We start from the raw sequence: 15958 nt of genomic DNA, 5'->3' as shown, positions 1-15958 counted from the left end.
ATGAAGATAATGTCTGTTTTTATTCAAAAGATAATTATTCTGAAAAGGAGGACGGCACAAAATTTTGCGTGCCTTATTATACCGAGGATGAATGGCTATTTAGCCAATGGAATAATAATATTGCATCAATAAAAATTCCGCTAAATTTACGGGTTGAGGTTTTTAGTGATTATTCATTTTTGGGGAAGTCTGCTACGCTTTATAAAAGCACCAATGCGGCTGAGTTGGCGCAGTATGGATTAACAGCAGACATCAGTTCTTATCGTGTATTACCAAAGAATTTATATCCTGAGAATAAGAGGGTGACATTCAATTACCATTCAGACATTTTCGCTGAAAAATATTTCAGCTATGATTATTATGTTAACAATGGTCATAGCATCTTTTTAACCAAGCAAAGTCAGCCTATTGGTGCTGATGGACAAAGTTCTTACTTCTTTTATAGTCATGCAGGGCAGATAATGACGGCCTTTATCGGGCAAGGGTTTGATCGCAACCTTTACTGTTTGTCACCGGTGGTTCGGCGTAGTTCCCAGCTTGATGCTGATGTGGCATTTACCTATTGTGATTTTAATAATTCTGGCCAGTATTGGTTCCCTCAGGTGGTAGAAAATGAAATAAGATTAGTCAATCAAGGGACGGGTACCGCGTTATCATTAGATCAAATCGGTTTCTATGTGAGCTTACATACTAGCCCGATTAATATTCTACATGGCAGGGAACAACATTTTCAGCAGGGAACCGTGGATAAATACACTCTATGGTTTGATGCGTCTACTATTGAAACGTGGCAGGAAAAGGCAGTTAGACCATTATTACAATATAAGGAAACGCTTGAATCAAGGGGGGTAAATGACCAACGTGAGGTAATAACCCATCGGTTGGACCAACCAGATGATACCTATATCTATTTGGGAAATAAAGAAGGTAGGAATCATATTTATTATGATGCAGAAATTCAATCACTGATGGCTTATAATAAATTAAGTAAAGGTAAAGCGTTAATAGAGTCCTCGTGCCTTTCATTATTGAATGATGGCACTGACCAACCTTCGGCGATTAGCTTTACCTACCATCGCAGTAACTACAGTGATAATAGTTTAGAGTACCGTTGTGATAATGGAGTAGCTTATAATATATACAGCAAAAAATGGTACTTTATGGCTGACTGGGAATATCATTATCTGGTTAATGGATATAAAAATAAAGTTTTGCATTTTTATATGAATGAAAAACCACCATATATTAACTTCAAAGGTGTGATGACTGGGCCAAAATTAGGTGAATACATAGGTGCTGTAGTGAATTTTAATGAGCGAACCCCTCATGATGCTGTATTTATTAATAGTCCGGCCTTAGGCTATGTGCTTGATGTAGAAAAGGCTATTTGTGCATTGCACGGATTTACCGATGATCAAGGCACACATTGTGATTATCTAAGTGCCACATGGTCTGCAACAGATGCTGATACTTGGGATGTTAGCCTCAGTCGCGACTATATGCCCTGGCTGCTGGCGCAAATTTCTCACAAGTTGCATACAAGTGAATGGACTGCTGCGTTGGATGCTTACCTGCAAAAAGTTGAAACACTGGAAACCTTCTTTGAGACCAATAAAGAGCATCCGGTCGATGATGCAATATGGCAACAAACCAAAACACTGCTGGTGGAATTTTTACGTACCTATAACTCAACCGAATATCAGCAAGTTTGGCATCAAGTGGCATATGTCCTTAATCGTATTGAAGTAATGATTGAGGTGAAGGCATGATCCGGCTCTATAGTTACAAAATGTGATATGAATCACGTTTTGCTTTACCCCTTCACTGAGGAGGTATAATCTTGACGAATCTTTACAACTCAACTAAATATTTAACATCTGCATCTCATAACTTACATCGTCAATAAGACGAGAAGTCCATTCATTATTAGTCAAGATTGCCACTGCCGCTGTGTAACACGCAGGGTAGTTTAGCTCGCAGTAGCCCGCATCTGTTAGCACATGCCGATTAGCAGCATGTTCCTAAATACAACGGATGAATACTGCGTGCGTGCTGTTTTGTGGAGAAAAAACATGTCGGTAAATCTCTCTCCGATACCTCAGGTGCGGGGTATTTCACGCCGCCGTCTGCTGGGATATATCGGCGTCGGGCTAGTCAGTAGCCTGATGAGTCCCCTTTCATTAGATGCTTTCGCGGCATCGACCCAAACCTCGCCGCAGAATTTAGAAAGATTCATGTTGGTATCACGCGCATTGACCGGTAAGCGCCAGCTTAATGTGCAGGTTGGTCAACGAATCTATCAGGTTTTGCTCGGGAAAATAGGCGGTTTTGACCAAAAACTCTCCTTGTTACAACCGTTGCCTGCGGGTGAACCTCAGCAATGGCCACCTCTGCAACAGCAAATCGCCCGGCAAATATTGCAAGGCTGGTATGTCGGCGTGATCGGTGAGGGAACCGATGCGGCGGTAATCAGCTATGAGAATGCGTTGATGTTCGATGCGGTATCCGATGTGTTGGTTATTCGCTCTTATTGCCCGAATAAACCCGGATACTGGGCTGTAAAGCCTGATGTCGCCTTATAATTTTGGAGAATACATTTATGGCTGACACACTAAAGGCGGATATCGTCGTTATTGGCTCGGGTGTTGCAGGAGGGCTGGTTGCCCATCAACTGGCCATGGCTGGCAAGTCAGTACTGGTTTTAGAGGCAGGTCCGCGCCTCTCTCGCTGGGAAATTGTAGAAAACTTCCGTAATCAGCCGGATAAATCAGACAACATGGCGCCATATCCTTCCACCGCGTATGCGCCTCATCCTGAATCTAACCCAAATAATAACTATCTGATTCAAAAGGGTGAACATCCGTATGATGTGCAATATATCCGCGCAGTGGGTGGCACAACCTGGCACTGGGCGGCTTCTGCCTGGCGCTTTTTGCCTAACGATTTCAAACTGAAAACCGTGTATGGCGTCGGGCGAGATTGGCCAATTGAGTATGCGGTGTTGGAAAAGTGGTATCTGCGCGCTGAACAGGAATTAGGTGTTTGGGGGCCAAGTGATGAAGATCTAGGATCACCCCGCAGCGAACCCTATCCGATGGCACCATTGCCATTATCGTGGAATGAACAGCGCATCAAGACGGTGTTAAATAGCCATGTTTTTAACGGTGGCAGCTTTAACGGCGGAAGTTTCAATGTGGTCACTGAACCGGTCGCCCGTAACAGTCGCCCTTATGATGGCCGGCCAACCTGTTGTGGTAATAACAACTGCATGCCTATTTGCCCGATTGGCGCCATGTATAACGGTATCACTCATGTCGAAAAAGCCGAGCAGGCGGGGGCAGTCGTGCGCCCCAAAGCGGTGGTTTATAAGTTAGAAGTTAATGATAAACAGCAGATTATTGCAGCACTGTTTAAAGATGAACAAGGCAATGAGCATCGGGCTGAGGGTAAATACTTTGTACTGGCCGCCAATGGCATTGAAATTCCGAAACTGATGCTGATGTCCACCGATGAGAAAAATCCACGGGGAGTGGGTAATAGTTCCGATATGGTGGGGCGCAATCTAATGGATCACCCCGGAACCGGGGTGACTTTTATGGCCAGTGAACCCTTGTGGCCAGGGCGTGGGCCGCAGGAAATGACGTCGATGATCGGCTTCCGTGATGGTGCATTCCGCGCTGATTTTGCAGCGAAAAAAATTCATTTATCCAATTTGTCACGTACCGATCAAGTCACGATTGAATTACTCAAACAGGGGGATTTGCAACTCGGGCCACAGCTTGAGGCCAAAATCCGTGACAGGGCCGCGCGTTTTGTACAATTCGACAGCTTCCACGAGATTTTGCCTCATGTCGAAAATCGTATTATCCCCAGCGCTAGCGAGAAAGACGCCATCGGTATTGCGAAACCCGAGTTTTACTATGCAATGGATGATTATGTGCGAAAAAGTGCGGTACACACTCAGCAGGTCTATGCCGAGGCGGCAAAGCTGATGGGGGGAACCGAGGTTAAATTCAACAATAACTTCGCCAATAACAATCATATTACGGGTACCACCATTATGGGCAGTGACCCGAAAGACTCGGTAGTGGACAGCGATTGTCGTACCCATGACCATAAAAACCTGTTTATCGCCAGTAGTAGTGTAATGCCAACTGTCGGTTCAGTTAATTGTACTTTGACGATTGCCGCACTCTCGCTGCGTATCGCTGAAACATTAAAGGCCGAGGTGTAAGATGAGAAAACAAACCTTGGGCTGTTCAGTGAATCTCCTGTTTATCGCATTAGGTTTAGCCGTAACTGGGTATGCCAGTGCTGATGCTGACCTGATTGCACGTGGTGAGTACCTGACTAAGGCCGCTGACTGTGTGGCCTGCCATACCACCAAAGACGGCAAGCCTTTTGCCGGTGGACTTGCCTTCAAGACGCCGATGGGCACGCTATATTCGCCCAACATCACGCCCGATAAAGAGACCGGAATTGGCAATTGGACGGATGAAGAGTTCTTGCGCGCATTACATGAAGGGAAAGGGAAAAATGGTGAGAATCTCTACCCGGCATTCCCTTACACCTCATATACGTTGTTGACGGATGCTGACGTCAAAGCCATTAAAGCCTATCTGTTTAGTCTGCCAGCAGTGCATCAAGCTAACCGCGAAAATGACATGCCTTTCCCATTCAACCAGCGTTGGGGATTGTGGTTCTGGAATTTGGTCAATTTCGAGGGGGAGCGCTTTCAGCCGGACAACACTAAAGATGCACAATGGAATCAGGGGGCTTACTTTGTTGAAGCATTGGGGCACTGTGGTGAGTGCCATACCCCGCGTAATATCACCATGGGGATGAAAGAGAGCAAAGCCTATGGGGGGGCAGAGATTAATGGTTGGACGGCGTTTAATATTACCGCTGATCCACATGCCGGTATTGGCGGCTGGAGTCAGCAACAGGTGGTGCAATATTTGCGCACCGGCCATGTTGACGGTAAAGCGCAAGCTGCCGGGCCGATGGCTGAAGTTATTGAGAACAGCACTCGCCACCTGAGCGAGAGTGATCTCAATGCCATGGCGGTGTATCTGCGTACCCTGGAGCCATTAAATCCAGATGACGAAACCAAGAGTCGTTCGGATTGGGGGCAAGCGGCGAGTAGTGTTAATTCCTTACGCGGTATGCCTTTCACGGCAGATAACAACACTGACGGCGCGCGCCTGTATTTGGGGAACTGTGCCAGTTGCCACAGTTTCACCGGTGAGGGCGTAAAAGACGGTTATTACCCTTCATTGATGAAAAACTCGGTGGTCGGGGCATCCGTGCCCAATAACCTGATTAATGTGATTCTCCACGGTGTGTCACGCAAAACCAATGACGGTGAAGTCTTTATGCCCGGGTTTGCCAACACCTTGACCGATGAGCAGGTTGTTAGTTTGAGTCATTATCTGCTACAGCAATTCGGACAACCGGCACTGAATATAAAAGCCGATGATGTGAAGGCGCTGCGCGGGGAATAGAAAATAAGCACCAGGAAACCCGGTTCCCTTGTGCTTATTTAACCTTCTCATTATGCCAATGCATTAATGTATATTCGCCATCATTACTGATGCCGGTGGCTATAGCTACCCACCCCTGTTTTTGATAAAACGCCAGCGCCTGCTGGTTTTTTGCCAGACATTTGAGTGAGCCGTGGCTGGTAAATAGCTGTTGTGCTGCCTGCAATAAGGCTTTTCCCGTACCGGACTGTTGTAGCGCAGGGTCAATAAACAGATGATGCAGGAAACTCTCTTCCATAAAAATTGAGGCAAAACCTAAGTGTTGATCGCCATCAACGGCGACCAGCACAGTTTCACCGATGGTTGAGCGATCAAAATCTTCCAGCCTAAAGTGTTCAACGTCCAGCCAGGTAAAGGCTGCTTTACGTGATGCCAGATACAAGGTGCGCAGGAATGGCCGGTCACTTTCCTGATACTGACGAATCTTGATACTCATCCTACGGTTATACCTCCAAAACAGGGTGCTTTCGCGAAATTGATCATTGGTTGAGCCAATACATGATTGATCTTCTACCACCTGCCCATGATAATAACAATTCTGACTCGGGGTGCCTGCCACAAACAGTGGCATGGCTGAGATATTACCCGTATTACCTGATCTGGATTATGCCAGCGTAGGGAAGTCTCGGCACCTTAGGGTTCCGCCTTCTTGACCGCCGGTTAGGAGGAATATGTTCGTTCAACCTGCCGTTTTCTCTTTAGCTATTCTCGCTGTTGCTGCCATTCGAACTCCCATTGATATGAGTGTGGAGAGATATTCATGAAGCGAATTAATGCACTCACGATTGCCGGAACTGACCCTAGCGGTGGGGCCGGTATTCAGGCTGATTTGAAAACTTTCTCTGCTTTGCAAGCTTACGGCACCAGTGTGATCACCGCCTTGGTGGCACAAAATACCTGTGGTGTGCAGTCAGTTTATCCCATCGAACCGGCGTTTGTTGCAGCTCAACTCGATTCTGTTCTCAGTGATGTGCGCATCGATAGCGCGAAAATCGGTATGTTGGCTAATGCTGACATTGTCGAGATTGTTGCCACACAACTGCAACGTTATCCCATCCCATTTGTGGTGCTAGATACCGTTATGGTCGCCAAAAGCGGTGATCCTTTATTGGCGCCAGAGGCCGTAGACGCAGTACGTCAACTGCTGTTACCGCGGGTGGCTTTGATTACCCCGAATCTGCCAGAAGCAGCCGCGCTACTCAATTGCCAGCCTGCCCGCGATGAGCAACAAATGTGTGAACAGGGGCGAGCACTGTTGGCTCTGGGCTGTCAGGGAGTATTGATGAAAGGAGGGCATCTGAGCGGTGAGGATAGCCCCGATTGGCTGTTTACGGCACAAGGCGAACAGCGTTTTGTTACCCGCAGAGTAAATACTCGCCATACCCACGGCACCGGCTGCACCTTATCGGCCGCATTGGCGGCCTTACGGCCACGGCACCACGATTGGGTAGATACGGTGAATGCCGCCAAACACTATCTGCAAGGTGCATTAGAACAAGCCGATTCCCTTGAAGTCGGGCAGGGGATCGGGCCGGTGCATCATTTTCACCAGTGGTGGTAATCCCCTTCGTCCTTGAAGTCGCAGGGGTGTTAGCTGCGCTCACCCCCCCGAATCACTGACTTGAGTCAGCTCATCGGGATGTGTTCACTTGCCGCCTACCTGTAGCTCCAATGACGAAGTGCATGCCTTATTTATTGAATTTCATGCTAATAAATAGCGCTGAGTCATCACAAACATCGCGATGGCACGTTGTAAGTGATGGGCATCAAAACGGTTAAGCAGATAGCTGTCCGCGCCTTTGCGTGGGCGAATACACAGTGAGAGTTTTGGCTCGCCTGTTTCATCGTTAATCAGATCAAATTGATAACTGCCGATATCTTTTTCATCTTCACGCCAGGAGATTTGTACCGCAGGTAATGGGTTGCCTGCGCTAGGTTGGCGAACGGCAAAAAAGTACTCTCCGGCCCAGAACCCGGCGTAATCCCCATCAGCCTGTAGATGTTTGGTGCGAAAAATAGGCGCATCGACTAACTGACGGATAGCCTCGGGCGTTATCTGTTGTCGGGTTTGTTGCCACAGCGGGGTGTCATTTTCAAGTTGCCAGCAGGCTGCACCAAGATAATCATTCAATTCGCGCCAATCGGCATCGAGTTGCTGTAGCAACTCTTCATCGAGGATATTACGGTACTGCTGCATACCGCTGGGTTGTTCGCCCAATGTTTCGTAGGTGATTAACTCCATGGTGCGGGGTTTACGGCGAAAGCTCATCCACAACACGGCCTTAGGAATGCGAAATTCAATGGATTGAATGCTCAGACGATAGCGATCGCCTTTATTCACCACAAAACCATTGGCTGTACCGCGCTTATTTTGGTAATTACGTACCACCACCACGCTATTTAGTCCCATCCAGCCAGTGACATAATGTTCGCTGTCGGAATTGGCAACATCCAGATCGATAACCATCTGGATAATTTTATCCGTTTCAAGCTTAGCCAGCGGGTGGGCATCCCCGGCAGAGTAATACAGCTTCTCGGGTTCTTCGGGTAACTCAACGGTTAACATGGCATGGCCTTTTATCGGGTGGGATCGGCTGATAGCTATCTGGTTCATAGCTTAACTCAAGCTGTCATACAGATTGTGGTATAACTGGAATTAGGATGAAAATTCGTGCTATGGATCAACTTTTTCGCCGGTTGATGGTCATAGACAGGCAAACTAATACCACGCCGCTAAGCCGTTGCACAGAGCCTGGCTCACTGTCCGGCGAGTAGATTAATCAGATAATAAGGATTTCGATAATGAAAGGTAACAAAACCCGCCATTGTCTTGTGGCTGCGGTGATGCTCAGTGTCAGCTCCTGGGCTTTCGCGCAGCCAGCCACCACAACTGTCACAACCACGTCAGTTGCCCAGACTTCTTCTGTCAAAAGCCGCCCGACTACGGCGGATCTGCTGCAACAGCCGGTTTATAAAAATAGCTGGCAAAAAATGGTGAAAAGCCAAAAGAATCTCCCCGCCTGGGCACGCAAAGGGGTGGGGACGTCAGCACCTTATGAGGTGATAAATTGGCAAGGGCAGCAATATAAGGTGGGGCGAATTTGTAAACCTCATGATTGCAGTAATAACTTTATGTGGGTGGCGTTTAGTCAGGATAAAAAACAAGTATGGCAGGCATGGGGAATGCGTATTTCCGTGGCGGACAAGCCACAAGCACTTGATAAACCGAGTGAGTTCGCGACCTATCAATGGCTCGGTCGCCCCAATGACAGTATCCAGGCCATGCTCAAAAAGCAGTTACAGCAAGATCCTAATTGGCACTGATTGCAGGCAGGCCGCTAATAAGTAAATTTATCTAGATTAATTGATTATATTGATGAAGATGTCACTGGCGGATTTGAATGCTGGTTGCAGCGGCCTCGCAGCAGCGAGGCCTGAATCGTGAATGCAACCAACACAGCTACAACTTGAACAATGACGGGGATATCAACCAACGCCAGCTTGATGCAGGTCGTGCAGATTAATGGCTCCGACCAGTTTCCCATCCAGATTCACCACCGGTGCGGCACTGAGATGGTGCTGATGCAGTGCCTCCAGCGCTTCTCCTGCGCGCCATTGCTCAGGTAATCGGTAGCCTGGCCGTGTGATGGCATTTTCTAAGGGTTGCTGTAAGGTGCCACCTTTTACCAGCCAGCGGCGTAAATCACCGTCAGTGAATACCCCCACAACCCGTTGCTCCGGGTCACATACAGCCACCAGCCCTAGTCCTGTACGGCTCAGTTCTAACATGGCTTCCATTACGCTGTCGGATTCATTCACCATCGGCAAGCGATCACCGGTTCTCATTAAGTGATGGACTCGATTAAGTAGCCTTGCGCCCAAGCTGCCGCCAGGATGTGAGCGGGCAAAATCTTCTGCACCGAAACCGCGATGGCGCATTAATGCCATTGCCAGAGCGTCCCCCATCATCAGGGTATTAACCGCGCTGGAGGTAGGAGCCAACCCCATCGGGCAAGCTTCGTGCTCGACACTGATATCCAAGACACAGGCAGCACCCAGCGCCAGCGGGGACTCTTTGCCGCCAGTGATGGCAATCACGGGGATCTGGCTATCCGCCAACAAGGGTAGAATCAGGTCCAGTTCTTTGGCGCGCCCTGAGTAGGAGATAAAAATCACCACATCCTGAGGGCCAATCATGCCCAAATCGCCGTGCAATGCTTCAGCCGGATGTACAAAGAAGGAGGGGGTGCCAGTGCTGGCCAGTGATGCAGCAATCTTTTTACCAATATGGCCAGATTTGCCAATCCCTGAAACTACAGCCTTACCGGTGCAGGCTAATAATAACTCACAGGCGCGAATAAAATTATCATCTAAACGTGACAGCAGCTTATGCGCTTCTGTCAGTTCAATTTCCAGTGTTTCACGGGCATAGGTAATCAACGGATTAGTCATTTTTATCAACCAGAATGATGTTAATGCCCATGTCCTGTAGCGCTTGCAAATATTCTGGGCTAATACCTTTATCTGTAATCAGGATATCAACGGCACTTAACGGGCACACTACATTTGGGCTTTTACGGCCAAATTTGGAGGAATCAACCAGCAAAATAATGCGGCTAGCGGCACGGCACATCGCCGTACTAACATGATAAACTTCGTTAAACGTGGTGACACCTGCTTTCAGATCGACACCATCTGCACCGATAAACAGTTGATCGAAACTAAAATTATCAAATGCAGATTCTGCCAGACTACCATGAAAAGAGGCTGAACCTTTACGGTAAGTGCCACCCGGCATCAAGATAGTTTGATCGTTATCCAGCTCAACCAGTTCATTGACGATATGCAGGCTGTTGGTCATCACCGTGATATTGTTGAATTTTGTCAGGTGGGGAACCATTTGCAACACGGTACTACCGGCATCAAAAACCAGGCTATCACCGTCTTTAATCAGTTTGCTGGCAGCTTGAGCAATTTGTTTTTTCTTATCGGTATTAATGTGAGTTTTACGGTCAATGGGTTGTTCTATATCATCACGATTTAATACGACCCCACCGTAGGTACGGATAACCGCCCCTTCATTTTCAAGACTGGTTAAATCCTTACGAATAGTGGTACCGGTGGTTGAAAAATGTGCGGCGAGTTGATCGACGGCCGTCTTTCCGTGTTGTTGGAGATATTCCAGTATTGCAACCTGTCGCTGCTTTGGCTTCATAACGATCCCCGCTCAAGTATTTCCATTGCCTCTTTTTCAGGCATAACTTTCACATGAAAAAGAATAGCTTTCATTGTGAAAATATCATGATTTCGGTTTAATCGCTAATAATAGTGCAGTTTGACATGCTTTATCCGTAGGGAAGATCACATCCGGGATTAAATCCTGCTGATGTAAGCCATGAAGCTGAGGTAATGGGCGTGGGCGGGCGAAAACGCTAATGCCACGCATGATCATGCTGTCACTGACCCGCATATTTTCATCGAAAGCCAGCGCCATTACCACGCGGGGCTTAAAGCGCCCGCCAGATCGGCCAACACCAACTGATTTACTGTGCTGACACAGGCGGTCAAAAGCACGGTTAAACCGATTGATTTGCCACCAGCCAAGCATGATTTGCAGCACCCAGGCGATGATAACAATAGTGATCAGTGCTGATGTTGGAGACATATTTTTATCCTTCTTACTTGACGTTGCAGCAGTGTTAGCTGCGTTCGTTGCTTGGCCCATCCTTGGGCCTCGCCTCTGTGAGACCGCTAGAAACAGTCCCCTTCGCTTGCTGGGATGACAAACTGTTTTTTCAGACAACATCACACTTAAAACATCACCTGACCACCGGTAATATTAATTGATTGTCCGGTGCAATAGGCGGCTTTATCGCTAGCGTAGAACAACAGCATGTTAAGCACATCCTGATAATCACAACCCCGTTTTAGTGGCACTTTATCGGTGTAATATTTTTCAACTTCTTCTGGTTGAATGCCCAACTTTGCAGCGTACTGCGGTAAAAGTGATTGGAACATCGGTGATTTCAACAGATTGCCTAACATCAGGGAATGCACCGTGATACCGTAGTCAGCCAAGTCCAGAGCCAATGATTGGGTCAAACCAACGCCACCAAACTTGGCAGCACTGTAACCCGAGTTGTGTTTACTGCCCACTTTACCTGATTTGGAGTTGATCTGGATAATTCGCCCGGCAACGCCATCACGGATCATCAGGCGAGAGAATTCACGAGCACATAAGAAGTAACCGACCAGATTGACCTGTAGTGAGCGGTCAAAATCATCCAGTGGGAAATCAGTAATCGGTGCTGCCTTGGCAATGCCTGCGCTGTAAACGAGCAGGTTAGTTTGATGGAAACTTTGATCTACTGCTTTTGCCAGCATTTGCACGCTGCTTTCATTGGTGGCATCAACCTGAAAACCACGGGCGCTATCTGCGCCGTATTCGGCATTAATCTGATCAGCGACTAACTGTGCGTTAGCTGAATTTAAATCAGCAACTGCAACTTTATACCCTGCTTCGGCAAGACCATGACACAAGAATGCGCCTAATGTTTGTCCACCGCCAATAACTACTGCTACTTGTGACATAACTACCTCCAAAATTATCCTTGGTACTTGAAGCTGCAGCGGTGTTAGTCGAACTCACTCACCCGAATCACTGACGAGTGTCAGCTCATCGGGATTTGTTCGTCTACTTCCTTTGCAATTCCAATTACTTCGGCTAATACCCTTAGTACTTGAAGCTGTCGCAGGGTTAACTGCGATGCTAATGACATCGGGTATAAATGAATAAATTAACGAATAAATTTCAGTGAGCTACCGATAGGAATATCATCGGGTGTTGGCCCTATTACATGGATAGAACCGGGGAACTCAGGCTGCTTATCACCATTAAAACGAATGGTGACATGACCCAATTCACGCAGGTTCTGAGTTGCCACCTCGCCAACTGCGGTGATGACATAGCGCAGATCAGCCAGTTCCATAATGTTGCCAGCCTGTAGCTCTCCATCGGTATCGCTGTGCTGATGGATAAAACAGAACTCTTCAATATCTTTGGGTGCCCCTTCGCGGAAGGTGATAAGCATGTCATCAAGCAGCGCCTCGCGGGCGCTGTCGCCGATATTGGTAATAGTTGTCTGATAAATAGTATTCATACGTACATCCTTAACCGTTGAATGTATTACAGATAATTTTGTATTTAGTGCTTACTGATAGATAAAGGCTGATGCTGCCCAGGCAATCAATACTGTTGGCGCTCCGGTAAGGAAACGGCCAACCAGAACCGAAGGGACACCGACACGAACGGTATCTTGTTTCGCTTCGGCCAAAGACAGACCTACTGGGATAAAGTCACATGCTGCTTGGGCATTAATTGCAAATAACGCTGGCAGGGCTAATTGCGGTGGAATATTCCCCAAACCAATTTGTACCCCAACCAATACGCCGATAACTTGTGCGATAACGGCCCCTGGGCCTAAGAACGGTGACAACAGTGGGAAGGAGCAGATCAGTGCCAAGAGCACTAAGCCTATCGGGCTGCTGGCCAGCGGTGTTAAGCCGTGGGCGATAAAGTCGCCCAAACCGGATGCCATAATGATGCCGATTAACGCCGAAACGAAGGCCATAAACGGCAGGATAGTTTTCAGTACGGTATCGATGGTGTCGCGGCCTGACTGGAAGAATACCGCCACAACAGACCCCATCCCCATCCCGACTTTCGCCAGTAACCCGTCACTTTGTTCGGTAATTTTCTTGCTGGTATCGTAATCACGACCAGCTTTGCTTGCGGTTGCTGTCGCCGGTTCTGCTGGTGCAGCCGTTGCGGTGGCGTGATCGGTTCCACTGACTTTATGGATATTTTTTTCACGCACACCGGAAACATAAATATCTTCCAGTATGTATTGCGCCATCGGCCCGGATTGACCGGTTGAATGGATATTAACGGTTGGAATACGGCGTTTCGGATACAGGCCACAGCGCAGGGTGCCACCACAGTCAATAATCGCCACGGCGATCTCTTCGGCTGGTGGCTCACCTTCTTTGAACCCATCCACCGCTTCCCAGCCAGTCAGTTCACTGATACGGTCAATAATGGCCGGGCGGGTACCCGCGGTGATATAGACAATTTTCTTACCCGGTACGATTGGCAACACTAATGGGCCACCCCAGCCGCCTTCGCCTTTTTCAATCCTGATGAATTCACTCATGCTCTGCTCCACACAGTATGTATTTAATTTACATATTAAAGTTGTACGTTACGGTCCAGACGGATGCCCATTTTGCGTTCAAAGATGGAGGTCGTCAGATCGGTAACCCAGCCACGGAAGAAGTTGGTGAACAACCCAACCAGGAAGTAGCTAACAGCCAGCGGGCCGAGGGGTAAGCCCAGTGTGGTTAAACCACTGGCAATACCTAAGAACACGAACAACTCACCTGGGTTAATGTGTGGGAACAAACCATTCATTGAGTGGCAACTGTAAGAGGCGGCCGCGTAATAACTTGGTTTATATTTTTCTGGCATAAAACGCCCGAGACTTAAGGTCATCGGGTTACAAAATACAAAGGTACCGATCAGTGGCAGCAACAGGTAACGGGAAACAGGGTTACCGGCACAGCGTTGAGCCAATCGTTCAATCCTATCCTGACCAACAAACTTGATCAGTGCATTCATGATTACTAACAAACTGATTAATAAAGGTAAGATCCCGGTGACCATGCCAACAAAAACTTCGCCCCCTTTTTGGAAGAGTCCGATAAACCACTCGGCTCCATGGGTTATGAGTTCAATCATTTTTTTCTCCTGTAATCGAGGTTATGGCTGTTTTTATAAACTTTTGTTTTGAAAAGAAACTTCAGGAACCGCGTGATAAAGCGGTATTCAAAATACTGAGGTTCCAGCATGGACTTCAGCATCTTGTCTGTCGCCATGTGAACTACCATAATCATTTTTTAGATCTATTTATTGCATATGGATCACACTTTGAAAGTAAAACCTTTCAAAGTGAAAATTAAATGTAAAAGAAAAGAGGTTTGAAATGAAAGGTTTTTGCGTAAAAAAATGCGTTAACTCGAGCTAAAGCCAGGTCAACGTTGAGTTAGGCAGAGCGATAAGGGTAATAAAATCGAGAGGGATCATGGGCTAACTGAAGATAGCCCACGGATAGATATTTAGCCCAGCAGTTCACAATTTGGCGGCAGACGGCAGCCAATCGCATTGGGGATTATTTCGATACGGAAATGCTTGCCTGCCAGTGGTTCGCCATCCAGATTAAAAGTGATGTCATGGGGGGCTGTGATTTCCAGCCAAGGCAAGGTAGCCTCCACTACATTTTTATTTTTCTCACCACTGAACACGCTGGTCAGTAGGGCAGGAAGCAATTCCTCTGCGGTCAGCAACCGCAATTGCAGCAAGCCATCATTAACTAGCGCATCGGGGCAGAGAGGTTGTCCACCACCGGCTTGCCGACCGTTGCCGATACCTATTACCAGTGCATCACCCGCCCATTCGAAACCCGGCCCATGTATTTCACAACTGTCTGCTTTAATCGCATCCATACGCATCAGGCCATGAATAAAGTATGAAGCCCCACCCAGTACGGCTTTGAGTTTTTCCGGTGTCTCAGTGGTAATGCGGGTGCCAAAGCCACCGGTCGCCATATTGATAAAGTAGTGTTCGCTATTTACTCGCGCGATATCAATGGTGACCGCCCGGCCTTTGACTGCCAATTGAAATGCATTTTCTATGTGCAGGGGAATGTTACAACTGGTGGCAAAATCGTTGGCTGTACCTAAGGGCACAATACCTAAATTGGGGCGGTTGTAGGAGGGCAGGGCCATCAGCGCACTGGCGACTTCATTAATAGTGCCATCTCCCCCGCCTGCAATTACCGTATCGACCCCCAGACCGGCAGCTTCGCCAACATAACGCTTCGCATCCCCGTGTTCCCAAGTGACTCGAACATGAAGCATAATGCCTTCATCACGCAAGTTCTTGACGGCATTGCGAACTTCAAGATTACCCGATTCCTTACCGTTCAAGATGAAAAGGGTACGTGGCATTGAGGTCATAACGTGCTCCAATCGTTTCTGCGATAGGAGTAACAGTAACCCATAGCTGTTTAATTTACCTATCCCCTTCTTACTTGAACTTGCAGGGGTGTTAGCGGCGTTCACTTACCCGAATCACTTACTTGAGTAAGTTCATCGGGATTAGTGAGGGGCTAGCATAAATGCAGCTCGAATCACTTGCTGGTAGTGGGTTTGGCTTCTTTAGCTATATGAGATTATTCCGACAATATTGCAAATATCAATTATCTTTAAGTTTAATAAAAAGAGGTTTTATTTTTGTTGGGATATTTATTTAACGGAGATAATTATTATTTGATGGTGAGGTTATTCATAAAACAGGC

At 47.5% G+C, this 15958-nt stretch carries 16 protein-coding genes and 1 riboswitch; of the genes, 6 read left to right on the top strand and 10 right to left on the bottom strand.

Annotated features, from left to right (window positions below; all coding sequences use genetic code 11):
* From V2A85_RS15750 to V2A85_RS15735, 4 genes are all read left to right on the top strand, one after another.
* Nucleotides 1–1769, top strand: a 1769-nt coding sequence (locus V2A85_RS15750; protein WP_420071791.1) for a hypothetical protein, incomplete at its 5' end; no start/stop codon positions are given.
* Nucleotides 1770–2072: 303 nt separating this feature from the next.
* On the top strand, nt 2073–2582 hold the full coding sequence (locus tag V2A85_RS15745; protein ID WP_420071790.1) for a sugar dehydrogenase complex small subunit: 510 nt from the start codon (nt 2073–2075) through the stop codon (nt 2580–2582).
* A 17-nt stretch (nt 2583–2599) separates the two neighbouring features.
* The gene (locus V2A85_RS15740; protein ID WP_372559652.1) at nt 2600–4234 is read left to right on the top strand and encodes a GMC family oxidoreductase; all 1635 of its coding nucleotides are present in this window, start codon (nt 2600–2602) and stop codon (nt 4232–4234) included.
* Between the two features lies 1 nt (nt 4235).
* Entirely contained in the window at nt 4236–5504 is a 1269-nt protein-coding gene (locus V2A85_RS15735; protein ID WP_372559651.1) for a c-type cytochrome, read from the top strand.
* Between the two features lie 34 nt (nt 5505–5538).
* Here V2A85_RS15735 and V2A85_RS15730 read toward each other — a convergent pair whose 3' ends face one another.
* Nucleotides 5539–5979 carry a GNAT family N-acetyltransferase gene (locus tag V2A85_RS15730; RefSeq protein ID WP_372559650.1) on the bottom strand — a complete coding sequence of 147 codons (441 nt, stop codon included), beginning with the start codon at nt 5977–5979 and terminating at the stop codon, nt 5539–5541.
* Between the two features lie 98 nt (nt 5980–6077).
* Nucleotides 6078–6181: riboswitch (TPP riboswitch) on the top strand.
* A gap of 122 nt (nt 6182–6303) precedes the next feature.
* Between V2A85_RS15730 and thiD the strand changes: the two genes are divergently transcribed.
* Complete coding sequence (gene thiD / locus V2A85_RS15725; protein ID WP_420071789.1) at nt 6304–7104, top strand: bifunctional hydroxymethylpyrimidine kinase/phosphomethylpyrimidine kinase; 801 nt, start codon at nt 6304–6306, stop codon at nt 7102–7104.
* A 141-nt stretch (nt 7105–7245) separates the two neighbouring features.
* Here the strand turns inward: thiD and V2A85_RS15720 are convergent, their stop codons facing one another.
* On the bottom strand, nt 7246–8109 hold the full coding sequence (locus V2A85_RS15720; RefSeq protein ID WP_420071792.1) for a hypothetical protein: 864 nt from the start codon (nt 8107–8109) through the stop codon (nt 7246–7248).
* A gap of 236 nt (nt 8110–8345) precedes the next feature.
* On the opposite strand from V2A85_RS15720, the gene V2A85_RS15715 reads away from it, so the two are divergent.
* Nucleotides 8346–8867 carry an inhibitor of vertebrate lysozyme family protein gene (locus V2A85_RS15715; RefSeq protein ID WP_372559648.1) on the top strand — a complete coding sequence of 174 codons (522 nt, stop codon included), beginning with the start codon at nt 8346–8348 and terminating at the stop codon, nt 8865–8867.
* A 162-nt stretch (nt 8868–9029) separates the two neighbouring features.
* Here the strand turns inward: V2A85_RS15715 and gutQ are convergent, their stop codons facing one another.
* The 8 genes from gutQ to yegS form a co-directional block, all read right to left on the bottom strand.
* Entirely contained in the window at nt 9030–9995 is a 966-nt protein-coding gene (gene gutQ / locus V2A85_RS15710) for an arabinose-5-phosphate isomerase GutQ (RefSeq protein ID WP_083163230.1), read from the bottom strand.
* A complete protein-coding gene (gene srlR, locus V2A85_RS15705; RefSeq protein ID WP_083163232.1) occupies nt 9988–10758 on the bottom strand; it encodes a glucitol operon DNA-binding transcriptional repressor SrlR in 771 nt (256 codons plus the stop codon). Before srlR ends, gutQ begins: the two co-directional genes overlap by 8 nt.
* A gap of 84 nt (nt 10759–10842) precedes the next feature.
* The gene (gene gutM / locus V2A85_RS15700) at nt 10843–11208 is read right to left on the bottom strand and encodes a transcriptional regulator GutM (protein ID WP_083163234.1); all 366 of its coding nucleotides are present in this window, start codon (nt 11206–11208) and stop codon (nt 10843–10845) included.
* 146 nt (nt 11209–11354) lie between these two features.
* Nucleotides 11355–12134, bottom strand: a complete 780-nt coding sequence (srlD, locus tag V2A85_RS15695) for a sorbitol-6-phosphate dehydrogenase (protein WP_372559646.1) — start codon at nt 12132–12134, stop codon at nt 11355–11357.
* A 206-nt stretch (nt 12135–12340) separates the two neighbouring features.
* A complete protein-coding gene (srlB, locus tag V2A85_RS15690; RefSeq protein WP_083163238.1) occupies nt 12341–12703 on the bottom strand; it encodes a PTS glucitol/sorbitol transporter subunit IIA in 363 nt (120 codons plus the stop codon).
* A 51-nt stretch (nt 12704–12754) separates the two neighbouring features.
* Entirely contained in the window at nt 12755–13756 is a 1002-nt protein-coding gene (gene srlE, locus V2A85_RS15685) for a PTS glucitol/sorbitol transporter subunit IIB (RefSeq protein WP_083163240.1), read from the bottom strand.
* 35 nt (nt 13757–13791) lie between these two features.
* On the bottom strand, nt 13792–14340 hold the full coding sequence (srlA, locus tag V2A85_RS15680) for a PTS glucitol/sorbitol transporter subunit IIC (RefSeq protein ID WP_004877312.1): 549 nt from the start codon (nt 14338–14340) through the stop codon (nt 13792–13794).
* A 377-nt stretch (nt 14341–14717) separates the two neighbouring features.
* On the bottom strand, nt 14718–15608 hold the full coding sequence (gene yegS / locus V2A85_RS15675; RefSeq protein WP_372559937.1) for a lipid kinase YegS: 891 nt from the start codon (nt 15606–15608) through the stop codon (nt 14718–14720).
* Nucleotides 15609–15958: the final 350 nt, after the last annotated feature.

The sequence above is a fragment of the Yersinia sp. 1252 StPb PI genome, assembly GCF_048593885.1.
GTDB classification, from domain to species: domain Bacteria; phylum Pseudomonadota; class Gammaproteobacteria; order Enterobacterales; family Enterobacteriaceae; genus Yersinia; species Yersinia enterocolitica_E.
The sequence above is the reverse complement of the archived record's forward strand: the minus strand, read 5'-3'. Positions and strand labels throughout refer to the sequence as shown.